This is a genomic window from Curtobacterium sp. 22159, assembly GCF_052045775.1.
Lineage (GTDB): Bacteria > Actinomycetota > Actinomycetes > Actinomycetales > Microbacteriaceae > Curtobacterium.
This window is the reverse complement of record NZ_JBQEPN010000016.1, coordinates 38,913-61,006: the sequence shown is the minus strand read 5'-3', so window position 1 is coordinate 61,006 and position 22,094 is coordinate 38,913. Positions and strand designations below refer to the sequence as shown.

Sequence of the window (22,094 nt, the reverse complement as noted above, 5' to 3'; positions counted from 1 at the left end):
GTTCGACCGCGATGACCGTGCCCCGCGTCGGTTCGACCGCGACGACCGCCCCGAGCGCACGCCGTACGTCCCCGCCGACGACGTCAAGCTCGAGAAGCTCCAGGCCGAGGCGACCCTCGCTGCCGACGTCGAGGGCGTGACCTTCGCCGACCTCGGCATCGGCGGCAACATCTCCCGCACGCTCGCGGAGCTCGGCGCGGTCAGCCCGTTCCCGATCCAGGCGGCGACGATCCCCGACGTGCTCGCCGGCAAGGACGTGCTCGGCCGTGGTCGTACCGGCTCCGGCAAGACCATCGCGTTCGGCGCACCGCTCGTCGAGAAGCTCATGGAGAACGGCGGCGGCACCAAGCGCCGGATGGGTCGGGCCCCGCGCGCGCTCATCCTCGCCCCGACCCGCGAGCTCGCCCTGCAGATCGACCGCACCGTCCAGCCGATCGCCCGTTCCGTCGGGCTCTTCACCACGCAGATCTACGGCGGTGTGCCCTACGGCCGCCAGGTGGGCGCGCTCGAGCGGGGCGTGGACATCATCGTCGGCACGCCCGGCCGCGTGCAGGACCTCATGAACAAGGGGACGCTCGACCTGAGCGAGGTCGTCATCTCCGTGCTCGACGAGGCCGACCACATGTGCGACCTCGGGTTCCTCGAGCCCGTGCAGGAGATCCTCTCCGCCACGGCCGAGGTCACCCCGGAGGGCAAGCGCGCCCAGAAGCTCCTGTTCAGCGCGACGCTCGACGCCCAGGTCGCGTCGCTCGTCGAGCAGTTCCTGCACGAGCCGAGCGTCCACGAGGTCGCCGGTGAGGACCAGGCCTCGTCGACGATCGACCACCGCGTGCTCGTGGTGGAGCAGCGCCAGAAGGACCAGCTCCTCGAGGAACTCGTCGCCGGTGCGGGCAAGACGATCGTGTTCGCGCGTACCCGCGCCTACGCCGAACGTCTCGCCGACCAGTTCGAGGACGCCGGCATCCGCGCGACCTCGCTCCACGGTGACCTGAACCAGTCGCGCCGACAGCGGAACCTCCAGCTGCTCACGAGCGGCCGTGTGAACGTCCTCGTCGCGACCGACGTGGCGGCGCGCGGCATCCACGTGGACGACGTCTCGCTCGTCGTGCAGGCCGATGCGCCGGACGACTACAAGGCGTACATGCACCGTTCGGGTCGCACGGGTCGTGCCGGCAAGGAGGGCACGGTCGTGACGATCGTCCCGCGCGGCCGCCGCCGCAAGATCGAGGGCATCCTGGAGCACGCGGAGATCGAGGCCGAGCTCGTCGATGCTGCTCCCGGAGACGGGATCATCGCGGAGCTCGCCGCGCGCTGACCTGATCGCGAGCGCGTCCGGAAACGGGAGGCGNGCGCCTCCCGTGTCCCCGCGTCAGCGGTTGAAGAAGAGCAACCCGCGGACGTACCCGGCCTGACCGGCGTGCTGCGTGCAGTCGTCGAGGATGCTGACGAGCCGCGCCCCGCGCGTCACCGGCGGGTCCCACGCGTCGTCGACCACCGGGTCGAAGTCCTCCGGCGAGAGCGTGCCGACGTAGGCGACGGTCCGCTCGTGCACGGCCCGGAGGTACCCGAGCAGCAGCTCGGCGGAGGCGCGCACGCGGCCTACGTCGTCGCGCGACATGCCGTACCCGAGCGCCTCGGCCGGGAACGGCAGACCGAACCGCTCCACCCAGCCGTCGGCGGTCCACACCTGCTCGCTGCCCGCCAGGTCCGCGATCTGGGCGTCCTGCCCGCGCGCGATGTGCCACGCGAGCCAGGCGAGCGTGTTCGCTCCGGCCGCCGGGCGTGAGGCGAGTTGGTCCTCCGACAGGCCGTCGACCGCTCGCTCGACGGTCGAGGGCACGCGTGAGAACGCTTCGATGAGGAGTTCTGAGGGGGTCATGCGGGCAACGCTACGCGCGGCGCCCGACACACTCCGTCACGTCGTCCGGGGCGCTGCGTCGGATTCGACCGCAGCCGCGGTGACGGCTCGCGAGTGCCGGTCGAGCGCCTGCCCGAGCCGGTCGAAGGCCTCGGCGAGCCGAGCACGTTCGGCGGGCGGGACGACCTCCCGGAAGGCGTCCGTGTAGACGGCGCCGATCTCCCGCGCGACCTCGGACCCGGACGGGGTGAGGTGGAGGAGGATGCTGCGCCGGTCCTCGGGGTTCGGGCGGCGTTCGATGTGTGACCGCTTCTCGAGCCGGTCGATGAGCGAGGTCATGGCGCCGGTCGTCAGCTCGAGGTACTCCCCGGCCTGCTTCGGCGTGACGCCCTCGCCGTCGGCGGCCGCGAGGAAGAACACCAGCCGTGCGTCGGTGGCGTTGAGTCCGCGGGCGGAGCTCTCGTGGTGCAGGACGCGCGCGTGCTGGGTCTGCAGCAGCCGGAACGCCGTCGTCAGCGTCGCGAGGTCGCTGTCCGGGTCGGTCTCGGGGACGCCCACGATGGGGGATGCGGGCGCGGGCGGGAGTGGCTGGGCGGGGTCCGTGCGGGGGAGCGCGGGGGTGGTGTCCGTCATCGGGCGGCTCTTCTCGGGTGGTGATCGCGTGCGCGATCGGTGGGACGGCGGGGGCGTGCCGTCATGCTGCTCATCCAACAAGTATCTCAGTGATTGAAGTACCCCCAACAGTGGGGGTGTACCTTCCCTTGTGAGCCACACGGCGGCCAAGTAGCTTGATCGTCGTACCAATCACAGCGTCGTAGCGCGACCAACCACCGCGGGTCCGACGCCCCCATGGATCAGGAGCTCCGTCATGTCCCGTGTCACCCCTCGCGCCGCCCGTCTCGCGGCCTGGATCGCCATCCCCGCCGCGCTCGTGGCCTCGGGTGTCGTCGTCTCGACCGCGTCGTACTCGGCCTTCTCGGCGACCACCGTCAACCCGACGAGCAACTGGACCGCCGGCAGCGTCGCGCTCTCCGACGACGACAACAACACCGCGCTCTTCAACGCCACGGGCCTCAAGCCGGGCTCGACCGGTGCGAACTGCATCACGGTCACCTCGACCGGTTCGCTGCCGTCGACCGTGAAGCTCTACGGCACCAACGCCGCCACGACGAACGCCCTCGCCTCGAACATCAACCTGACCGTCGAGCAGGGCACCGGCGGCGGCTTCGGCTCCTGCACCGGCTTCACCCCCGCGTCCACGAGCGGCACGCTCTACAGCGGCACGGTCGCCGGTTTCGGGTCCGCGTCGACGAACTTCGCCACCGGGGTCGGGACCTGGGCCCCGACCGGCAGCGGCTCCGAGTCCCGCGTCTACCGCTTCACCTACACCGTCTCGAGCACTGCGCCGAACAGCGTGCAGGGCGGCACGGCGGCCCTCGGCTTCACGTGGGAGGCCCAGAACAGCTGAGTCGGCGCGACGGGGGTCCGAGCAGGGCTCCCGTCCGTCAGCTCGCAACGCGCTCCCGGTCGAAGGCAGTCATGGTCAGCATCGCAGTGCACGGTGGTCCCGCACCGCACGGCGCGCTCCACGACGCCGTCGACTGGGGGCGCGTCGTCGTCGCGACGGCTGCCCGTGGGGTGGTCGTGACCCTGCTCGGCCTCGCGCTCTGGGCGGCTGCGCCCGCGATCATCGGCTGGCAGCCCACCACGGTCATGACGGGTTCGATGGAGCCGCGGCTGACGCCGGGGGACGTCGTCGTCTCCCGTCCGGTGCCGTCGGACGAGCTCCGGACGGGCAAGATCCTGCTCGCGGACGACCCGGACCAGCCGGGCCACCTCCGGATGCACCGGTACGTCGCCGACGGTACCCACGGCACGATCGTCACGAAGGGCGACGCCAACCCGCAGCGGGACTCGACGCCCGTCGAACGGTCGGCGGTGCACGGGGTCGCGTTCCTGCGGGTGCCGTTCGTCGGGACGCCGGTCCTGTGGCTCCGCGACGGCGCATGGGTGCAGGTGGCGACGCTCGTCCTGGCCCTCACCGCGCTGCTCGCGCTCTGCACGGTCGACGGGTCGCTCCGCCGCCTGGCCGGGGCCAGCGGCGACGACGGAGGCGAGGACGGCGACGACGACGACGGTGACCGTGCGGGTGACGCCGGATCGGCGGTGCCGGATGACGGACTGGAGGCGCGGGACGGCGCCGCCACGCGCCTCCCGTCCGAGGCGCCGGGACCGTCGACGGTCGTGGACCGTCGCGCACTGCCACGGCTCCGCCGCCTCGGGGGAGCGGCAGCCGTCCTCGTGCTCGCGGCCGCCGCTGGTGTGATGCTCCCGGAGCAGGCGGTTGCCGCACCGTGGGCGAGGACCACGGCCAATCCGACGTCGACGTTCGGGGCCGGCACCGCGACCGCCGCGACGGCGGTGACGTGCACGGCGAACGGCGACGGTTCGGTCGACATCGGTTTCACGTACGGCGGCCCCGCTGCCGCGTCGTTCTCGGTGGTGAACACGAACGCCAACACGGTGCTGGCGACCGGTGCGGCCGGCAGCACCGCCCCGATCCGCGTGACCGGGTCCAGCATCCTCACGCTCGGGACCGTCGTCACGGTGAAGGTCCGGACGAACTGGGCGGGCAGCTGGTACGCCGACAGCACGGCGACCGCCCGCATCCAGACGGCGCTCGTCGGCACCACCCTCAGCTGCGCCTGAGTTCTCCACAGGGAACCCGCGGGGCACCGGGGGATGTCCGTGGGCGGCGCTACCGTGACCGCATGCGCATCCTGCACACCGGCGACTGGCACCTGGGCCGCACCCTGCTCGGTGCCGACCTGCTCGAACACCAGGCTGCGTTCCTCGACTGGCTCGTCGACCTCGTCCGCGCCCGCGGGGTGGACCTCGTCGTCGTGGCGGGCGACGTGTACGACCGGGCGATCCCGCCCGTCGACGCGGTCCGGATGCTCTCCCGCGCGCTCGAACGCCTCGCCCGGACGACCACGGTCGTGATCACCCCCGGCAACCACGACTCCGCCGCGCGCCTCGGGTTCGGATCCGGTGTGGACCCGCGCGTCCGCATCCTCGCGGAACCCTCGGGGATCGCCTCCCCGGTGCTCGTCGACGACGCCGACGGGCCGGTCGCGGTCTACGGTATCCCGTACCTCCACCCGGACCTCACGCGGTACGCGCTCGCCGCCGTGCCGGACGAACCGCTCGCCCGGTCGCACCAGGCCGTGGTGGGCGCAGCGATGGACCGCGTCCGTGCCGACCTCGCCCAGCGCCCCGGCACGCGCAGCGTCGTCGTGGCACACGCCTTCGTCGGCGGCACGGAGCCGAGCGACAGCGAGCAGGACATCCGGGTGGGCGGGGTGGACCGCGTCCCCGAGTCCGTCTTCGACGGCGTCGACTACGTGGCCCTCGGCCACCTGCACGGGCCGCAGCGGGTGGGCAGCGGCGACCGGCTGCGGTACGCCGGTTCGCCGCTCGCGTTCTCCTTCGGGGAACGGCACCAGCAGAAGTCGGTGACCGTCGTCGACCTCGACGCGTCCGGCGCGGTGACGGTGGACCTCGTGCCGACGCCCGTCCCCCGCCGGCTCGTCGACGTGCGCGCGAGCATCGACGACATCGAGTCCGGTGCGCACCGGGGCGCTGCGGACGCCTGGGTGCGGGTGGCCGTGACCGACCCCGTGCACCCGGAACGCATGTACGCGCGGGTGAAGGAGCACCTCCCGCACGCCCTCGCGATCACGCACGAACCGGCGGAACGCACCGAGCGCGCCGCAGCACGCGCCGTGTCGGCGACGTCCGACCCGGTCGAGGTGGCGGCGGACTTCGTGGCCTTCGCGACCGGTGCCGCGCCGGACGACGACGACCTCGCGATCCTGACCGAGGCGTACGAGGCCGCGGCGTTCGCGATCCAGCGGGCAGGGGACCGCTGATGTACCTCCACCGTCTCGAACTCCGGGCGATCGGCCCCTACCCGGACGTCGTGTCGATCGACTTCGCCGCACTCGCCGCCTCCGGGGTGTTCCTGCTCGAGGGGCCGACCGGGTCCGGCAAGTCCACCATCATCGACGCCGTCGTCTTCGCCCTGTACGGCAAGCTCGCCGGAGCGGACGCGAGCGACGACCGGTTGCACAGCCAGCACGCCGACCCCTCCGTCGAGCCGTACGTCGAGCTCGTGTTCGAGACGAGCGCCGGCGTCCACCGGGTCCGGCGCACCCCGCAGTACGACCGTCCGAAGCAGCGGGGGTCCGGCACGGTGAAGCAGCAGGCGTCGGCGCAGCTGTTCCGGCTGGCCGACCCGTCCGACGCCGTCGGGGAACCGATCTCCTCGCGCATCCCCGAGGTCGGCGCCGAGATCGCCCGCATCGTCGGGCTGGACCGTGCACAGTTCCTGCAGACCGTCGTGCTGCCGCAGGGCGAGTTCGCACGGTTCCTGCGCTCCCCGGGCGAAGAACGCCGGAAGCTCCTGCAGTCGCTGTTCGGCACCGAGGTGTACGACCGCACCGCCGACGAACTGGCTGCCCGCCGCCGTGCGGTGCAGGCCGAGGTCGAGCAGGCCGACGCCCGCGTGCGGGACGCCCTCAACCGTTTCGCCCAGGCCGCCGGTGTCGACGACCCCGACGAGTCGTCGGTCGCGTCCACGGTCGTCTCCCTCCGCAGCGCCGCCGAGGCAGCCGAGGCCGACCGGTCGCGCGCGGCCCGGGCGGCAGCCGTGGCGGCGGAGCACGAACGGACGGTCGTCGCACGCGCCACCGCCCTCGAACGTCGGGCGGCACTGCTCGGTCGACGGGCGCTCCTCGACGAGGGCGCGGACGCGGTCGCGGCGGCACGTACCCGCATCGCACTCGCGGAACGAGCCGCACGGGTCGCGGCGGTCGCCGACGGTCTCGACGCAGCGCGTGCCCGCGCGGACGGAACCAGGGCCGCCGCTGCCGCGCTCCGCGAGCAGTACGGCGTGACCGCCGACGGCGACGCCCTCGGACAGCAGCGTGCCGCCGTTTCGGAGTGCCTCGCGTCGGTCCGCCACCTCGTCGTGGTCGAGGACGGCATCCCCGCTCGTCGCCGGGCACTGACGGACGCCGCTGTGCAGCGGGAGCGGCTCACCGCCAGTCTCGTCGAACTCGATGCCGCGCTCGGCACCCGCCCCGACGAACGGGCCCGACTCGTCGAGGACGCCCGCGCCGCCGCCGAGGTCGCTGCCGGGGCCGAGGCCGCCCGGCTGGAGGTCGAGCGCGTCGACCGGCTCCGTACGGACCTCGCCGCGCGCGCGACGAGCGAACACCGGGTCGAGCGCGCCGAACAGACCGTCGCCGTCGCCCGGACCACCGCCGACGAACTCGTCCGAGCCGAGCAGCAGCTGCGGGAACGCCGGATCGCCGGCCTGGCCGGTGAGCTCGGCGCCGCGCTGACCCCGGGCGACGCCTGCCCCGTGTGCGGCGCCACCGACCACCCGGTCGTGGCCATCCCGCAGGACGACCACCCCACGACGGAGTCGATCGACGCCGCAGCCGCGCGAGCACGCCGTGCGGAGCAGGACCTGGCGGACGCCGCCACGCTGCTGGCCGTCGAGCGTGCAGGACTCGCTCGGCTGGTCGAGCTGCTGGGCGACACCGACGCGGCGACGGTCGACGCCCTCGCCGTCGCGGCCGACGCCCGCGTGCGCGCCGCCCACGACACGTCCGTCCTCGTGCGCGAGCTCGAACTGCAGCGCGCTGCCCACGACGAACAGACCCGTGCGCTCGAACGGCAACGGAACGATCTCGACGCCGAGCGGGCAGTGCTCGCCGGAGCCGCGGAGGCCGACGGGGAACGGCTCGAGCAGGACGTCACGGCGGTCGAACGGGCCATCGCCCGGGTCGCGGAACACCTCGTCGACGCGCCGGAGTCGCTCCGGGCAGGTGTTGAGCAGCTCGACACGCTCGCTGACCACTTCGAGGCCGTCGCCCGGGCGGACGACGCGTCGTCGGTGGCCGAGGAAGCCCTGCAGGACCGCGTCGCCGAGGTGGCACGCGTCCTCGCAGAGCAGGAGTTCGACGACGTCGAGACCGCGCGCGGCGGCATCCTCGAGCCGGCCGACGCCGAGCGACTGCGGGCCGACGTGGCGAACGCCGACCGGGAGCGCGCGATCGTCGACGCCGGACTCCTCGAACCCGCCGTGGTGGCCGCGGCGGACGACGACCGAGAGCGGCTCGACGTGGAAGCCGCCCGGGCCGAACGCGACGCGAGCGCCGCGGCAGCGGAAGCCGCGACGCGGGTGGCGACCTCGGCCGCGGACCGGGCCGATGCATCCGAACGGTGCGCGCTCGACCTGGCGACGGCGGTGCGTGGGCGGGACGACACCTCCGCCCGGAGCCGCGCGATCGTGCGGCTGGCCGACGTCGCGGCAGGTGTGCCCACGGTCAACCCGAGCGGCATCACCCTCGGCACCTACGTGCTCATGCGCCGCTTCGAGGACGTCGTCGCGGCGGCGAACGACCGGCTCCGTGCGATGCTGGCCGGTCGGTTCACGCTCGAGACCTCCGACGAGCGCGAGTCGGGGTCCCGGGCACGTCGCACCGGTCTCGCGCTCGCCGTGCACGACCAGACGACCGACACCGTCCGCGACCCGCGGAGCCTCTCCGGCGGGGAGACCTTCACCGTGTCCCTCTGCCTGGCGCTCGGTCTGGCCGACGTCGTCCAGGCCGAGGCCGGTGGGGTCGCCCTCGGCACCCTGTTCGTCGACGAGGGCTTCGGCACCCTCGATCCGGAGACGCTCGACGACGTGATCGGACAGCTCTCACGGCTGACCGCCGGCGGCCGTCAGGTCGGGATCGTCAGCCACGTCGAGGAGCTCAAGCAGCGCATCCCGGAGCGGATCGCGGTGCGGCGGACGGCCGACGGCGCGTCGCGGGTGACGACCACCGTCTGAGACTCGGCGTCGAGGCGGCGGGACGCCGGTGCGGCGGGACGCCGGTGCGGCGGTGCGGCCGGACGCCGGTCAGGGCGAGGGCGACACGTCGACGGTGCCGTCGGGTGGCGGCAGGATGTCCGCCGCGATCCAGGGGAACACCCACGTGAACAGCACGAAGACGATCGCGGCGAGGAGCACGAGCAGCTCGATCACCTTGAGCACGGCCGGGCCCGGCAGGATGCGCCAGACGAACGGGAAGATCACTTCGTCGTCTCCGAGAGTTCCTTCGGCGTGCCCTCCGACGCGGGCATCCAGTAGTCGAGCTTGGCGTGCGTCACGTACCGCTCCTTGGCGGACCACATCGGGTGGCAGGCCGTCAGGGTCAGCCAGCGGTCGTTGGCGGTGGGCTGCACCCCGGGCTTGTTCGGTACGGGGGCGATGGTCTCGACGTGGTCCGGCGTGACGATCTGCGAGTCGGTGACCTTGTAGACGTACCAGACGTCGAACTTCGTCTTCGCGTCGGAGACGCGCACGACGACGGCGTCGCCCGTCTTCAGCTCGGCGATCTGGTTGAGCGGCTTGCCGTAGGTCACGCGGTGCCCGGCGACGGCGAAGTTGCCCTCGGCGCCCGGCATCGCGGTGTCGACGTAGTGGCCGAGACCGATCGTGTTGAGGACCTTCTCGCGGTCGGTGCCCTCGCCGATGGGTCGCTTGTAGTCGTTGCCGAACCGCGGGATCTGCATCGTGCCGAACACGTCCGTGATCGCGGGTGGCTCGGCGAGCACGGGCGCGGGGCCGCGGTGCTCCGTGCCGACGAGCTTGCTCGTGGGCTTCTGGTCGAGCGTCTGCACGAGCTTCGTCTGCTCGTTCACGGCGACGACGTCGGTCCACCACGCTGTCCAGGCGACGTAGAGGCCCGTGCAGGCACCAGCGATGATGAGGAGCTCGGCGATGAGCGAGACGATCGCCCCACCGACGGTCTGTCGACGCCGGGGTGCCGGACGCGCGCCGCGGCGAGCACCGTCGTGCCGGTCGCGGCGCGACGGGAGTGTCTCGTGTACGGTCACGGGGCTCCTGATCCGGGGTGGGTGGTCGGACAGGTCTATCAGATCACGGTGACGCCGTCGTGACGAGGTTGTCCACAGGACCGTTACCGTGAGGAGATGCAACCCGTCCTGCGCACCTTCACCCCGGCGGACACCGAGGCCGTCGTCGCCCTCTGGGAGGCCTGCGGGCTCGTCCGCGCGTGGAACGACCCGCGACGCGACATCGCCCGGAAGCTCACCGTCCAACCGGAGTTGTTCCTCGTCGCCGAGGACGTGCAGGACCCGGAGCGTCCGGTGGTCGGTGCGGGCATGGCCGGGTTCGACGGACACCGCGGCTGGGTGAACTACCTGGCGGTGCGACCGGACCTGCAGGGCTCGGGGCTCGGCCGGGCGTTCATGACCGAGTTCGAGCGCCTGCTCACCGAGCTCGGCTGCCCGAAGCTCAACCTGCAGGTGCGGGCCGGCAACGAGCAGGTCATCGGGTTCTACGAGTCGCTCGGCTACGAGCCGGACCACACCGTGTCACTCGGGAAGCGGCTCATCCCCGACGCCTGAACTCCGGGATCCCCGAAGCGCCGCGCGCCTACGACAGCGCGAGCCCGACGGACGCCGCGACCGCGAGCACGATCCCGGTCCACTGCACGGCCGTGAGGCGCTCGCGCAGCACCACGCCGGCGAGGACGACGGTGCCGATCGGGTAGAGCGCGTCGAGCACGCTGATCACCGGCAGCGTGGTCGGGTCGTCGCTGGCGTGCAGCCCCGCCTGGATGAAGACGTTGGCCAGCGCGTCGAGCACGCCGCATGCCAGCACCGTGAGCAGCAGGGCGACTGACCCGTGCCGGACGCGCTCGCCGTTGTCGGCATCGGGATCCCCCGACGCGGTCCGAGTCCGCGCCACCAGTCCCGAGACGACCGCGGCGACGCCGAGCAGCAGCGCCTGCAACACCCGCGCGGCGATCAGCGGCGCGACCCCCGAGTCGGACGGGGTCATGTCGTAGGCGAGCACGATCCCGCCGAAGCCGCACCCCGCGACCGCCGCGGTGACGACACCGCCGAGCGTGACCCGCGCACCGGAGGAGTCCCGGACGGCCGCGACGAGGACGACCGCGACCACCGCGACGACGAGTGCTGCGACCGCGAGCGCGGACAACGCCGTCCCGCGGGCCACCGCCACCAGCACGGGCACCACGGCGGCGAACACCGCGGTGAGCGGGGACAGCACGCTCATCGGCCCGATCGCCAGCGCGCGGTAGAGCAGCAGGACGCCCACCCCGCCGGACGCCCCGCCGACGGCTCCCCAGAGCACCGCCGCCGGGGTGAACGCGCCGCCGACCAGCACGAGCCCGAGCAGCAGCGGCACGATCCCCACCGCGGCGGCGACCGCGGCGACCGTCACCGCACGGACACGTCGGGAGGCGAGGCCGCCCAGGAAGTCGGCGAACCCGTAGACGAGGGCGCCGGACAGACCGAGGACGACGGTGAGCACGGCTCCCATCCTGCCCGTCCCGGTACCCTGCGTCACGTGAGCGTTCCCTACCACCGGCTGCCCCGCGTCGACGCACGCTGGAGGTGGTGGCGCCCGCTCGTGGCCCTCGCCGTCCTGGGCGGCTGGTACGTCCTGACGCAGGTCCTCATCGTGTTCGGCTTCATCATCCCGATCGGCCGCACCGGCGGGGTCGACGCGGTGATGGACTTCCAGCGGAAGCTCCAGGACGCGGCGCTCGACCCGACCGATCCGCTCGTGATGTCGGTCTCGCTCGTGTCGCTGGTGGTGCTCCTGCCGGGCATCCTGCTCGCGGTGAGGATCGCCGGCATCGGTCCGGCGAACATCCTGTCGTCCACGCGGTTCCGGGTGCGCTGGCGGTGGACGGCGTGGTGCCTCATCCCGACGCTCGTCATCGCGGTGATCATGTTCCTCACGCAGACGGCGGGCATGTTCACGTTCCGCGGCGGCTTCGGGTGGGACCACGCCGCGATCGGGCAGTCCACCGTCACCCAGACGACGCTCGTGACGACGATCGTCCTGGTCGTCGTGCTCGTGCCGTTCCAGGGAGCGGCCGAGGAGTACGTCTTCCGCGGGTTCCTCATGCAGACGATCGGCTCGTGGATCCCGGTGCGCATCGTGGGCACGGTCGTCGCGGTGGCCGTCTCGACCGTCGTGTTCGCGCTGCTGCACATCCCGAACGGCTACAACGTGTGGGGCATCCTCGACGTCGGGTCGTTCGGGTTGATCGCCGCGATCATCGTGCTCCGCACGGGCGGCATGGAGGCCACCGTCCTCCAGCACGCCTTCAACAACATCATGATCTTCGTCGTGCAGGCGCCCGGCTGGTCGCACATCGACCTGTCGTCGCAGGACGCGAACGGCTCGCCGGGCGGCTGGCTCATCACACTCGGGACCTCCCTGCTCTACTGGGGCATGGTCGAGGTGCTCGCACGGTGGCGCCGTCTCGACCGACGGTTCGCCGGACACGAGGCACCGCGCTTCCGCGGCACCCCGCCCGTCTGGGCCGGCGGTCGACGGTGGTTCCGACCTGGAGGCGTGGGCTGGGCGAGCGCGCCGGCGCGCCTGGACGAGGTGGCCGCGGACCGTCAAGCGGGGTCGGGCGGCCCTGTGGAGAGCACGGTGGGTGTCGCCGGTCGCCCGTAGGCTCGAGGCATGAGCACCACCCCCGCGCCCGCCGCCGCGTCTGCTTCGCGTGCCGCGGCGCTCGACGTGCTCCGCCGGGTCTGGGGCTACGACGACTTCCGGGGCCAGCAGGCGGCGATCATCGACCAGGTCGTCACCGGCGGGGACGCCCTGGTGCTCATGCCGACCGGCGGTGGCAAGTCGCTCTGCTACCAGGTGCCGTCGCTCGTGCGGGACGGCGTCGGCGTCGTCGTCTCGCCGCTCATCGCCCTCATGCAGGACCAGGTCGACGCCCTCGCGGCGAACGGCGTCAGAGCCGCGTTCCTCAACTCCACCCAGGGCCCGGACGAGCGCGCGCGGGTCGAGCGGGCCGTCGTCGCGGGCGAGGTCGACATGCTCTACCTCGCACCCGAGCGGCTCCGGCTCGAGTCGACCCGCGCCCTGCTCGACCGCGCCCGCATCGCCCTGTTCGCCATCGATGAAGCACACTGCGTCGCCGAGTGGGGGCACGACTTCCGCCCCGACTACCTCGAGCTGAGCGTCCTGCACGAGCGCTGGCCGACCGTTCCGCGCATCGCCCTGACGGCGACCGCGACGCCGCAGACCCACCGCGAGATCTCCGCCCGGCTCGGGCTCGACGACGCGGCGCACTTCGTCGCGGACTTCGACCGCCCGAACATCCAGTACCGCATCGAGCCGAAGACCGGCGCCCTGCAGCAGCTGCTGACCTTCATCCGCACCGAGCACAGCGGGGACGCCGGCATCGTCTACTGCCTCTCCCGCAACTCGGTCGAACGCACGGCCGCGGCACTCGCCGAGCAGGGCATCCCGGCGCTGCCGTACCACGCCGGGCTCGACGCCAAGGTGCGGGAACGGAACCAGTCCACCTTCCTGCGCGAGGACGGCGTCGTGATGGTCGCCACGATCGCGTTCGGCATGGGGATCGACAAGCCCGACGTGCGGTTCGTGGCGCACCTCGACCTGCCCAAGTCGGTCGAGGGCTACTACCAGGAGACCGGTCGCGCCGGCCGCGACGGGCTCCCCTCGACGGCCTGGCTCGCGTACGGGTTGAACGACGTCGTGCAGCAGCGCCGCATGATCGACCAGTCCGAGGGCGACGCCGCGCACCGTCGGCAGCTCAGCGCGCACCTCGACGCGATGCTCGCCCTGTGCGAGACGATCGAGTGCCGCCGGGTACGGCTGCTCGCCTACTTCGGGCAGGACTCCACGCCGTGCGGCAACTGCGACACCTGCATCGCCCCGCCCGAGTCGTGGGACGGCACGGTGCCCTCCCAGAAGCTGCTCTCGACGGTGGTCCGCCTCGAGCGCGAACGCGGTCAGCGGTACGGCGTCGCGCACCTCGTCGACATCCTCGTCGGCAAGCAGTCGCCCCGCGTGCAGGAGCTCCGACACGACTCCCTCGCCACGTTCGGCATCGGGACCGACCTCAGCGAGGGGGAGTGGCGCGCGGTCGCCCGGCAGCTGCTCGCGCAGGGGTACGCGGCCGTGTCCGGCGACGGCTTCGGCACCGTCGTGCTGAGCCCCACGAGCGCCGACGTCCTCGCGGGCCGCGTCACCGTCCTGATGCGCCGCGATCCGGTCAGGGCACCCCGCGCCGGACGTGCCCGTCGCTCGGTGGTCACGGACATGCCCCAGGAAGCCGTCGGGCTGTTCGAGGCCCTGCGCGCGTGGCGTGCAGCGCAGGCCCGCGAGCAGGGCGTGCCGGCGTACGTGGTCTTCAACGACGCCACGCTCCGGGGCATCGCGGCCGTGAAACCCGCCGATGAAGACCAGCTCGCCGAGATCTCTGGGGTCGGCGGGACGAAGCTCGAACGCTACGGCCGAGCCGTCCTCGACGTCGTCGCCGCTGCCGACTGACCGGCACATGCCGCTCCGGGCATGTGGTCGATCGGGCGGTCACTACACTCGGAACCTCCCGTCACGAGGAGGCCCGGGTGTCCGGTTCGACGAAGTTCACCACCACGCTGAGCCGTGCGGTGGTGACGCCGCTGGCCCGGATGCTCTGGCGGCCGCGGGTGATCGGGCGGAAGAACGTCCCGAAGCGCGGGCCGGTGATCCTCGCGAGCAACCACCGCTCCTTCATCGACTCGCCGGCGATCACGCTCATGGCGCCGCGGAAGGTGTCGTTCCTCGCCAAGCAGGAGTACTTCACCGGGACGGGGTTCCGCGGGGCGGTGTCCCGAGCGTTCTTCGGCGGCATCGGCGCGATCGGCGTCGAGCGTGGCGCGGGCTCGGCGGCCCAGCACGCTCTCGACCTGGGCCTGGAACGACTCGAGGCGGGCGAGGCCTTCGCGATCTACCCCGAGGGGACGAGGTCCCTCGACGGCCGTCTGTACAAGGGCCGGACGGGTGTCGCCTGGCTGGCGCTGACGAGCGGCGCGCCGGTGGTCCCCGTCGCGCTGACCGGCACCGAGGACGTGCAGCCGGTCGGGTCGCGTGTGCCGAAGCTCGCGAGGGTCACGATCGAGTTCGGAGCACCGCTCGACCTGTCCGGGTTCGGCGAGGCGTCCTCCGGCCGTGCTCGTCGGCACGCGACCGATGCGGTGATGGCGGCGATCCAGGAACTCAGCGGCCAGGAGCCCGCGAACGCGTACAACAACCCGCCGGCCACGATCGTCGAACGAGTCCGCCAGGCACTGCGGCGGGACGACCCGACGGAGGCCGTCCAGCCCGACTGAACGAGCGGCTACCGAAATTGGCATTGCACATTCGATATATTGCTGCTTGAATGGAGGTGTGCCCAGGGGCACACCCTCCACGCGGTCCGACCGAGAACGGGCCGCTCCGACCTCCTCACCGGAAGGCAAGCAGCATGTCCTCCACGCCGCTCTTCGACTCCATCGCCCGCCGCTCCGAGCGCACCCCCGCCGCCTCCGCCACGGTCCTGCCCGCGGCTGCACCGGCCCCGACGTCGCCGTTGTCGGCACCGGTCGCCTCGGCGGACGTCGTCCCCGCCGCCCTCGTCGCGGCGATCGACGAGATCCCGGGCCGGGTGGTCGCCGCGACCGCCGGTGTGGTCCGCGTCGACACCGAGCAGCTCGCCCTCGTCGAGGCCGTCGCCGACGCGATCACGCGCGCCGTGGTCGATGCCGTGGCGATCGAGCTCGAGCGCATCACCCGCGACGGCGTCGTCCGCGCCTGACCACGGCTCCCGATGACCACGACGACGAACGCCCTGCCGATGCGCCCGCGCGGTGCTGCCGCCCGAGCGACCGCGGCCGCACCCGGTGCGTACCCGACGCGCCGAGCACGCCGCGCCGCCGAGGCGGCAGCACTCGGCTCACACCCGGCCGCAGCTGCGGCCTCCGCGGTGCCGTACGTCGTCCCCGCCCCGTCGAGCGGCACCGTCGAGCCACACGGCGCTCGACCCGAGGCCGGTGCGGGGCGGACCGAGCCGACCCGCGCCTCCCGACCCGCACCCGCCGACCTGCCGCGCCGACGTGATCTGCGAACCGCGCCCCGGAACTCCGCTCGGACCGGACTCGGGCGGACGCTGACCCAGGTGGTCGGCCTCCCGATGCGCTCCGTCGGGGCCGCCCTGGCATCGGCGAAGGCCGTGCCGGTGACCGCCACCGCGGTCGTCGCGTGCCTGGTCGTCTCCGTCGCCACCCCCCAGACGGCGATGGCTGCGAGCGCGCACGCCCCGCGCTCCGCGGTCGCCGGGCAGGAGTACACGGCCGCGGTGCTGTCGTCGGCGACCGTCCAGCGCGACGCCTTCGCGATCGGCCGCGTCCCCGACCGGGCGGCCGACGAGGCGCCGTCCCCGGGCGAGCGCGCAGTGTCGGGGGCCCGCCCGGTGGCCGGGTCGATCCCCGCCGCGGGCGGCTTCGGCTCCCGGCTCGTCCGTGGGTGCTCGGCGTGTTCGACCGACCACCAGGGACTCGACTTCGCTGCCCCCACGGGGACGGCCGTCGTGGCCGCGATGGCCGGGCGCGTGGTGTCCGCCGGTGTCTCGGGCGGGTACGGCAACCAGATCCTCCTCGAACACGCCGACGGCACCCGCACCCGGTACGGGCACCTCTCGCGCATCGGTGTGCGGGTCGGTCAGACCGTGACGGTCGGGCAGCGGATCGGCGACGTCGGGAGCACGGGTGTCTCCACCGGGTCGCACCTGCACTTCGAGGTCATCGTCCGTGGCACGCCGGTCGACCCCGCGGCCTGGCTCGCCCATCGGGGCTTGCTCTGACGTCGAGCGCGTAGCGTCGGGTGCGCGGCGGCACGGTGCCGACGCAGGGACGGAGAAGCGCGTGCGGGTGAGTGTGCTGGGGACAGGGACGATGGGGGCTGGCGTGGCGGCATCGCTGCTCCGGGCGGGCCACGAGGTCACGGTGTGGAACCGGAGCGCCGAGAAGGCAGAGCCGCTCGGGGAACGCGGTGCGACCGTGGCGACCGATGCGGGTGCGGCGGTCGCCGAGGCGGACGTGGTCCTGCTCACGCTGTTCGACACGGACGCGGTCGTCGACGTGCTCGAGTCCGCAGCGGGCGAAGCGCCGACGGACGCCGTCTGGGTGCAGTGCTCCACGATCGGGGTCGCCGGCACCGAGACGGTCGTGCAGCTCGCCGGCAAGTACGGCATCACGCTGGTCGAGGCGATGATGCTCGGCACGAAGGCACCGGCCGAGCAGGGAACCCTCACGATGCTCGCCGCGGGACCGTCCGACGTGCTCGACCGGATCGACGCCGTCCTCGACGCCATCGGTGCGAAGACGGTCCGTGCCGGTGAGCAGGTCGGCGCCGGGACCGCACTGAAGCTCGCGGCGAACGCCTGGATCGCGTCGATCACCGCGGCCACGGGGCAGTCCCTCGCGGTCGCCCGCGCGCTCGGGCTGGACCCGGAGCTCTTCCTCGAGGCGATCGACGGCAGTGCGAGCGACTCGGCGTACGCCCACACGAAGGGCAAGGCGATGATCGACGGCACGTTCCCCGCCCAGTTCGCGCTCGACGGACTGCGCAAGGACATCGGCCTCATCACCGATGCGGCGCGGAGCACGGGGGTCTCGACGGTCCTGCTCGACGCGCTCGGACGGGTCTACGCCGACGCCAGCGCCTCGGGGCACGGCGGCGACGACATCGCCGCAGTCGGCACGGCCTTCTAGCCGCGCCGGAACCACCGTCGGACGGTGTTCGTCAGCCGTCCGACGGTCTCGTCGTTCATCGTGTTGGCGAGGTCGAAGGCCTCACGTGCGGGGTCGGCGCCGTCGCGGATGCGCCGGAGCGCAGCGTCCGCCCGCGCCCGGGCATCGAGCTCGGCCAGCGGCATGTCGTCCTCGGGGTCGTGCGCCGACGGGTCGTGCGCCGACGGGTCGTGCACCGACGGGTCGTGCACCGACGGGTCGTACGCCGACCGGTCCTGCTCCGACGGGTCGTGCGCCGCGCCCGCTCCTGCCATGAGAGCAGGCTACGCGGAGCGGCCGGCGCGCGCGGGATCGCCCACGGCGTCCACGTCGTCGACCACACGCACCATCTCGTCGAGGAACGACACGATCACGGCCATCTCCTCGCTCGACAGGTGTTCCGCGGCCTCGATCGCCCGGGAGTCGAGCTGGTCGAGCACCTGCAGCACCTGACGCATCGAGCCGCCCGAAGCGGTCAGGATCACCCCGCGTCGGTCGTTCGGGTCCGGGTGGCGCTCGACGTGTCCGCTGCGGACGAGCCGATCGACGAGTGCGGACGTCGACGCCGCCGTGATCTCGAGCTGCTCGGCGAGGTCCTTGCCGTTGACGGTCCGTCCGGCTTCCTCGGCGTCGAGCAGCACGCGCAGTGCCAGCAGGGCGTTCTCGCCGATGCCGAGTGCCTCGCGCGCACGCCGCTGCGCCGCACTCTCGGCAGTACGGTACCTGCGGAGTGCGTTGAGCACGTCCACCGCGTCGACCCTGGAATCCTCGCCGTACCAGAATCCCGCGGCGCTGGTCGTCACCTCGGAAGTCATGGAGACAATGCTAGACGCTCTAGTTAGATTGTCTAGCGAGTGCGGCTCCTGGACGGCGCCGGGCCGTCTGCAACACCCGTGACGCGAGGACGAAACACCCCGGCAATCACGGGTCAGTACGGTCGCCGCATGGAGCCGACGTGCTGAGCCGACTCGCGGGGAACGTGTTCCACGTCGGGAGCGCCGTCGAACGCACCGACGTCGTCGCCCGGATGCTGGACGTCTACGTGGCCCGGCGGGATCCGACCGGCGCGTGGGACCGTGCGCTCGCCACGGAACTGCGGTCCGTCGTCGGCGGAGCGGGAGCGGCGCCGGACGGGGACCCGGCGGCGACCATCGACTCCCTCGCACTCGACCGGCACGAGCCGGCGTCCATCGCCTCGGCCGTGGCGGTCGCGCGTGACGACGCACGACGCGCGCGCGAGGTCGTCTCGACGGAGCTGTGGGACTGCCTCGACGTCACACGGTCGCGCATGCCGCGGAAGGTCGCGCCCGACCGCGCACACGAGTTCCTGGGGTGGGTGCGGGAGCGCAGCGCCCTCGCGATCGGGGTCGTCGAGGCCGACGCGAGTCGCGACGAGGTCTGGGAGTTCTTCACCCTCGGGCGGTCGCTGCAACGATGTGCCGCCACGGCGCGGCTGCTCGCGTCGGACCTGCTCGAACCGGGATCCGTCCCCTCGTGGGCGACGGCGCTCCGCGCCTGCAGTGCGGGGGAGGCGTTCCAGCGGGGCCGGGACCACCAGGCGCCCGGAGCCGAGGACGCCGCCGCCTTCCTGCTCCTCGACGAGCACAGCCCCCGCTCGCTGCGGTTCCTCGCACGGCGCGCGGCCGAGTGCCTGGCGGACGTCGCGCCGTCGTGCATCGACGACGAGGTCGCCGCCTTCGCCGAGGCGCGTGCCGGGTTGGAGGCCGTGTCCGTGGAGACCGCGCTCCTCGCCGTGCGCCCGGTCGGGCAACGCCTGGCGGTGGCGGCGGACCGGGTGGTGCGTGCGCTCGACGAGCGCGTCTTCGCGACCCCGCAACCGGCGCGCTGACGGACGGGAGGCGCGGTGCGGGCCGGTCCTGCGCCTCCCGTCCGACGGTCGGGCGCGTCAGACGGCGCTGGACCGGTCGGCGACCGCCTCGTCGCGCTCGAGGTCGCGGCGGAGCCCAGCGCGCGCCGCGCGTGATCCCACAACCGGCACCGCGTGCGTGATCGCCAGGTGGAGCCGGGTGTCGGCGTCGTACCGGAGCCGGAACCGCTCGTGCCGGACGAGCCACACCAGGGCGATCGCGAGCGCGACGAACCCCGACGCCGCGCCGACGGCGATGGCCCAGCGGGGACCCCAGGCATCGGCGACGGCACCGACGATCGGGGCGCCGATGGGTGTGCCGCCCGCGAAGATCGCCATGTAGAGCGCCATCACGCGGCCTCGCATCGCCGGCTTCGTGGTGGTCTGCACGAGGGCGTTGGCGGTCGTCATGAAGGTCAGGGAGGCGAGGCCGACGAACACGAGCACGATCGCGAACGACCAGTACGTCGGGGCCAGGGCAGCGGCCGTGCAGGCGAGGCCGAACCCGGCGGCCGAGACCACGAGCATGCGCATCCTCGGGCGGTCGCGCCGCGCCGACAGCAGGGCTCCGGCGACCGATCCGATCGCCATCACCGAGTTGAGCAGGCCGAACTCGCCGGCACCCTTGTGGAACTCGACACGGGCCATCGTCGACGTGAAGATCGGGAAGTTCACGCCGAACGTGCCGATGACGAAGATCATGCAGAGCACGATGACGATGTCCGGTCGAGTCCGCACGTACCGGAACCCCGCGATGATCTGCCCCTTGCCGCGCTTCGGCCGCACGCGTTCGGCGAGCTGCGCCGGGTCGACGAACCGGAGCGCGCCGAGCACGGCCAGGAACGAGGCCGCGTTGATCACGAAGACCCAGCCGGAACCGATCGCGGCGATGAGCACGCCGGCGACCGCGGGGCCGATGAGCCGGGCAGCGTTGAACGACGCGGAGTTGAGTGCCACCGCGTTGGCGACGTGCTCGCCCTGCACGACGTCGGACACGAAGGCCTGCCGGATCGGGGTGTCGAAGGCGGCGACGATGCCGAGCGCGAGCGCGAACCCGTAGAGGGACCAGATGGTCGCGGTGTTCGTCAGCACCATGATCCCGAGTCCGAGGCCCAGTGCGCCCATGAGCCCCTGCGTCAGCATGAGCATCCTGCGCCGGTCGAACCGGTCGGCGGCGAGGCCGGTCAGGGGGAGGAGCAGCAGTTGCGGCCCGAACTGCAGGGCCATCGTGACGCCCACCGCGATGGCGTCGTTGTCGGAGAGCTTGGTCAGGACGAGCCAGTCCTGGGCGGTGCGCTGCATCCAGGTGCCGACGTTGGACACCAGGGCGCCGGCGAACCAGATGCGGTAGTTGCGGCCGGACAGGGAACGGAACATGGCGGTCACGACTGGGCCAGCCTCCTCATGATCTCGGTGGCGTCGGCGATCGTCTGCCGTTCGGTCTCGGTGAGTTCGGCCAGCCTCGGTGTGAGCCAGCCGTCCCGACGGCGTCGGGTCTCCTCGACGAAGGCGGAGCCCTCTGGGGTCACGCAGATGCGGACCTTGCGGCGGTCGTCGCCGTGGCCGCCCTTGGTCACGAGGCCGCGTTCGATGAGCACCGCGACCGTCTTCGTCATGGACGGGGGAGTGACGCCGTCCTGTCGACTGAGGTCCGCGAGGGTCATCGCCCCGTCGCGGTGCAGTCGGGCGAGCGCGGAGAACTGCGCATCGGTCACGGTCGTGTCCGCCTTCTGGGCGCGCAGGGTCCGGGACAGGCGGTTCACCGCGATCCGGAGGTCGGTGGAGAGGGAGACGTCGTGCACGGTCGTTAGCCTAGCAAATTAGTTCAGCGAACGAACTGGTTTTCGGGTGTACGCTCGTGCTAGACAACACGTGTTGCCGAGAGAGAAGGAGAACATGTCCGAGTTCGAGGGCAAGGTCGCGATCGTCACCGGTGGCGGCAGCGGCATCGGGGAGTCGATCGCGAAGGAGCTCGCCGCCGCGGGCGCACGGGTCGTGGTCACCGACATCCGGCTCGACGCCGCACAGCGTGTCGCCGACGAGATCGGGTCGGCGGGCGGCACCGCGGCCGCGTTCGAGGCGAACTCCGCCGTCGCGACCGACAACGAGCGGATGGTGCAGTTCGCCGTCGACACCTACGGCGCGCTGCACCTCGCCGTGAACAACGCCGGCATCGGCGCCGCGCCGCAGCCGATCGGCGAGTACGACGTCGAGGCGTGGGACCGCGTCCGTGCGGTCGACCTCGACGGCGTCTTCTACGGGCTCCGCTACGAGATCCCGGCGATGCTCCAGGCCGGCGGTGGCGCGATCGTGAACATGGCGTCCGTGCTCGGCACCGTGGGCATCGCGGAGAACGCCGCGTACGTCGCCTCCAAGCACGCGCTCGTCGGCCTCACCAAGGTCGCCGCGCTCGAGTACACGGCGCAGGGCGTGCGCACCAACGCGGTCGGCCCCGGCTTCATCGACACCCCGCTCGTGCGTTCGTCGCTCTCACCCGAGGCGCTCGCCGCGCTCGAGGGCGAGCACGCCGCGAAGCGCCTCGGCAAGGACTCCGAGGTGGCCGCGCTCGTGCTGTTCCTGCTGAGCGACAAGGCCTCGTTCATCTCCGGCAGCTACCACCTGGTTGACGGCGGCTACAGCGCCCACTGACACCGGTCGGCGGACGGGAGG

At 72.6% G+C, this 22,094-nt stretch carries 23 protein-coding genes; 14 read left to right on the top strand and 9 right to left on the bottom strand.

Going from position 1 to position 22,094, the window contains the following annotated elements:
- Nucleotides 1–1,315: DEAD/DEAH box helicase (locus tag ACTJKO_RS16485; RefSeq protein ID WP_440690297.1), on the top strand; the 1,315-nt coding region annotated here is incomplete at its 5' end.
- 54 nt (nt 1,316–1,369) lie between these two features.
- Here ACTJKO_RS16485 and ACTJKO_RS16480 read toward each other — a convergent pair.
- Both ACTJKO_RS16480 and ACTJKO_RS16475 read right to left on the bottom strand, forming a co-directional pair.
- On the bottom strand, nt 1,370–1,879 hold the full coding sequence (locus ACTJKO_RS16480; RefSeq protein WP_440690295.1) for a mycothiol transferase: 510 nt from the start codon (nt 1,877–1,879) through the stop codon (nt 1,370–1,372).
- A 36-nt stretch (nt 1,880–1,915) separates the two neighbouring features.
- Complete coding sequence (locus tag ACTJKO_RS16475; RefSeq protein WP_440690293.1) at nt 1,916–2,491, bottom strand: MarR family winged helix-turn-helix transcriptional regulator; 576 nt, start codon at nt 2,489–2,491, stop codon at nt 1,916–1,918.
- A gap of 235 nt (nt 2,492–2,726) precedes the next feature.
- On the opposite strand from ACTJKO_RS16475, the gene ACTJKO_RS16470 reads away from it, so the two are divergent.
- The 4 genes from ACTJKO_RS16470 (at nt 2,727) to ACTJKO_RS16455 (ending at nt 8,765) form a co-directional block, all read left to right on the top strand.
- On the top strand, nt 2,727–3,326 hold the full coding sequence (locus tag ACTJKO_RS16470) for a hypothetical protein (protein WP_440690291.1): 600 nt from the start codon (nt 2,727–2,729) through the stop codon (nt 3,324–3,326).
- A 71-nt stretch (nt 3,327–3,397) separates the two neighbouring features.
- Entirely contained in the window at nt 3,398–4,567 is a 1,170-nt protein-coding gene (locus ACTJKO_RS16465) for a S24/S26 family peptidase (protein ID WP_440690289.1), read from the top strand.
- Nucleotides 4,568–4,629: 62 nt separating this feature from the next.
- The gene (locus ACTJKO_RS16460; protein WP_440690287.1) at nt 4,630–5,790 is read left to right on the top strand and encodes an exonuclease SbcCD subunit D; all 1,161 of its coding nucleotides are present in this window, start codon (nt 4,630–4,632) and stop codon (nt 5,788–5,790) included.
- Entirely contained in the window at nt 5,790–8,765 is a 2,976-nt protein-coding gene (locus tag ACTJKO_RS16455) for an AAA family ATPase (protein WP_440690285.1), read from the top strand. Before ACTJKO_RS16460 ends, ACTJKO_RS16455 begins: the two co-directional genes overlap by 1 nt.
- A 69-nt stretch (nt 8,766–8,834) precedes the next feature.
- Here ACTJKO_RS16455 and ACTJKO_RS16450 read toward each other — a convergent pair whose 3' ends face one another.
- Together ACTJKO_RS16450 and ACTJKO_RS16445 are read right to left on the bottom strand one after the other, a co-directional pair.
- Complete coding sequence (locus ACTJKO_RS16450; protein WP_440690283.1) at nt 8,835–9,011, bottom strand: hypothetical protein; 177 nt, start codon at nt 9,009–9,011, stop codon at nt 8,835–8,837.
- Nucleotides 9,008–9,814, bottom strand: a complete 807-nt coding sequence (locus ACTJKO_RS16445; protein WP_440690281.1) for a class E sortase — start codon at nt 9,812–9,814, stop codon at nt 9,008–9,010. Before ACTJKO_RS16445 ends, ACTJKO_RS16450 begins: the two co-directional genes overlap by 4 nt.
- A gap of 96 nt (nt 9,815–9,910) precedes the next feature.
- Here ACTJKO_RS16445 and ACTJKO_RS16440 point away from each other — a divergent pair, with 96 nt between their 5' ends.
- Nucleotides 9,911–10,348, top strand: coding sequence for a GNAT family acetyltransferase (locus tag ACTJKO_RS16440; RefSeq protein WP_440690279.1), 438 nt, complete (start codon nt 9,911–9,913; stop codon nt 10,346–10,348).
- Nucleotides 10,349–10,376: 28 nt separating this feature from the next.
- Here ACTJKO_RS16440 and ACTJKO_RS16435 read toward each other — a convergent pair whose 3' ends face one another.
- Nucleotides 10,377–11,279, bottom strand: coding sequence for an EamA/RhaT family transporter (locus ACTJKO_RS16435; protein ID WP_440690277.1), 903 nt, complete (start codon nt 11,277–11,279; stop codon nt 10,377–10,379).
- A gap of 36 nt (nt 11,280–11,315) precedes the next feature.
- On the opposite strand from ACTJKO_RS16435, the gene ACTJKO_RS16430 reads away from it, so the two are divergent.
- The 6 genes from ACTJKO_RS16430 to ACTJKO_RS16405 all read left to right on the top strand — a co-directional run bounded on the left by ACTJKO_RS16430 (nt 11,316) and on the right by ACTJKO_RS16405 (nt 17,539).
- On the top strand, nt 11,316–12,443 hold the full coding sequence (locus tag ACTJKO_RS16430; protein WP_440690275.1) for a lysostaphin resistance A-like protein: 1,128 nt from the start codon (nt 11,316–11,318) through the stop codon (nt 12,441–12,443).
- Between the two features lie 9 nt (nt 12,444–12,452).
- Entirely contained in the window at nt 12,453–14,300 is a 1,848-nt protein-coding gene (gene recQ, locus ACTJKO_RS16425; RefSeq protein WP_440690273.1) for a DNA helicase RecQ, read from the top strand.
- 77 nt (nt 14,301–14,377) lie between these two features.
- A complete protein-coding gene (locus ACTJKO_RS16420) occupies nt 14,378–15,121 on the top strand; it encodes a lysophospholipid acyltransferase family protein (protein ID WP_440690271.1) in 744 nt (247 codons plus the stop codon).
- A gap of 134 nt (nt 15,122–15,255) precedes the next feature.
- Complete coding sequence (locus tag ACTJKO_RS16415) at nt 15,256–15,585, top strand: hypothetical protein (RefSeq protein ID WP_440690269.1); 330 nt, start codon at nt 15,256–15,258, stop codon at nt 15,583–15,585.
- 12 nt (nt 15,586–15,597) lie between these two features.
- Nucleotides 15,598–16,629 (top strand): M23 family metallopeptidase, encoded by a 1,032-nt coding sequence (locus ACTJKO_RS16410; protein WP_440690267.1) that lies wholly within the window; start codon nt 15,598–15,600, stop codon nt 16,627–16,629.
- Nucleotides 16,630–16,690: 61 nt separating this feature from the next.
- Entirely contained in the window at nt 16,691–17,539 is an 849-nt protein-coding gene (locus ACTJKO_RS16405) for an NAD(P)-dependent oxidoreductase (protein ID WP_440690265.1), read from the top strand.
- Here ACTJKO_RS16405 and ACTJKO_RS16400 read toward each other — a convergent pair.
- Nucleotides 17,536–17,832: a hypothetical protein gene (locus ACTJKO_RS16400; RefSeq protein WP_440690263.1), complete on the bottom strand. Its 297-nt coding sequence runs from the start codon at nt 17,830–17,832 to the stop codon at nt 17,536–17,538. The genes ACTJKO_RS16405 and ACTJKO_RS16400 overlap by 4 nt on opposite strands.
- Nucleotides 17,833–17,841: 9 nt before the next feature.
- Nucleotides 17,842–18,372: a MarR family winged helix-turn-helix transcriptional regulator gene (locus ACTJKO_RS16395; RefSeq protein ID WP_440690261.1), complete on the bottom strand. Its 531-nt coding sequence runs from the start codon at nt 18,370–18,372 to the stop codon at nt 17,842–17,844.
- Between the two features lie 140 nt (nt 18,373–18,512).
- On the opposite strand from ACTJKO_RS16395, the gene ACTJKO_RS16390 reads away from it, so the two are divergent.
- Complete coding sequence (locus ACTJKO_RS16390; RefSeq protein WP_440690259.1) at nt 18,513–19,406, top strand: alpha-E domain-containing protein; 894 nt, start codon at nt 18,513–18,515, stop codon at nt 19,404–19,406.
- 57 nt (nt 19,407–19,463) lie between these two features.
- On the opposite strand, the gene ACTJKO_RS16385 is transcribed toward ACTJKO_RS16390, so the two are convergent.
- Together ACTJKO_RS16385 and ACTJKO_RS16380 are read right to left on the bottom strand one after the other, a co-directional pair.
- A complete protein-coding gene (locus ACTJKO_RS16385) occupies nt 19,464–20,810 on the bottom strand; it encodes an MFS transporter (RefSeq protein WP_440690257.1) in 1,347 nt (448 codons plus the stop codon).
- Nucleotides 20,807–21,226 carry a MarR family winged helix-turn-helix transcriptional regulator gene (locus ACTJKO_RS16380; protein ID WP_440690255.1) on the bottom strand — a complete coding sequence of 140 codons (420 nt, stop codon included), beginning with the start codon at nt 21,224–21,226 and terminating at the stop codon, nt 20,807–20,809. The genes ACTJKO_RS16385 and ACTJKO_RS16380 overlap by 4 nt, the downstream gene beginning before the upstream one ends.
- Nucleotides 21,227–21,320: 94 nt before the next feature.
- Here ACTJKO_RS16380 and ACTJKO_RS16375 point away from each other — a divergent pair, with 94 nt between their 5' ends.
- Nucleotides 21,321–22,073 (top strand): SDR family NAD(P)-dependent oxidoreductase, encoded by a 753-nt coding sequence (locus ACTJKO_RS16375; protein WP_440690253.1) that lies wholly within the window; start codon nt 21,321–21,323, stop codon nt 22,071–22,073.
- Nucleotides 22,074–22,094: the final 21 nt, after the last annotated feature.

Bases quoted from the DNA above. Each gene is read 5' to 3' on its own strand.
- ACTJKO_RS16480 (WP_440690295.1), bottom strand. From the start codon at position 1,879: ATGACCCCCTCAGAACTCCTCATCGAAGCGTTCTCACGCGTGCCCTCG.
- ACTJKO_RS16475 (WP_440690293.1), bottom strand. From the start codon at position 2,491: ATGACGGACACCACCCCCGCGCTCCCCCGCACGGACCCCGCCCAGCCA.
- ACTJKO_RS16470 (WP_440690291.1), top strand. From the start codon at position 2,727: ATGTCCCGTGTCACCCCTCGCGCCGCCCGTCTCGCGGCCTGGATCGCC.
- ACTJKO_RS16465 (WP_440690289.1), top strand. From the start codon at position 3,398: ATGGTCAGCATCGCAGTGCACGGTGGTCCCGCACCGCACGGCGCGCTC.
- ACTJKO_RS16460 (WP_440690287.1), top strand. From the start codon at position 4,630: ATGCGCATCCTGCACACCGGCGACTGGCACCTGGGCCGCACCCTGCTC.
- ACTJKO_RS16455 (WP_440690285.1), top strand. From the start codon at position 5,790: ATGTACCTCCACCGTCTCGAACTCCGGGCGATCGGCCCCTACCCGGAC.
- ACTJKO_RS16440 (WP_440690279.1), top strand. From the start codon at position 9,911: ATGCAACCCGTCCTGCGCACCTTCACCCCGGCGGACACCGAGGCCGTC.
- recQ (WP_440690273.1), top strand. From the start codon at position 12,453: ATGAGCACCACCCCCGCGCCCGCCGCCGCGTCTGCTTCGCGTGCCGCG.
- ACTJKO_RS16415 (WP_440690269.1), top strand. From the start codon at position 15,256: ATGTCCTCCACGCCGCTCTTCGACTCCATCGCCCGCCGCTCCGAGCGC.
- ACTJKO_RS16410 (WP_440690267.1), top strand. From the start codon at position 15,598: ATGACCACGACGACGAACGCCCTGCCGATGCGCCCGCGCGGTGCTGCC.
- ACTJKO_RS16400 (WP_440690263.1), bottom strand. From the start codon at position 17,832: ATGGCAGGAGCGGGCGCGGCGCACGACCCGTCGGAGCAGGACCGGTCG.
- ACTJKO_RS16395 (WP_440690261.1), bottom strand. From the start codon at position 18,372: ATGACTTCCGAGGTGACGACCAGCGCCGCGGGATTCTGGTACGGCGAG.
- ACTJKO_RS16375 (WP_440690253.1), top strand. From the start codon at position 21,321: ATGTCCGAGTTCGAGGGCAAGGTCGCGATCGTCACCGGTGGCGGCAGC.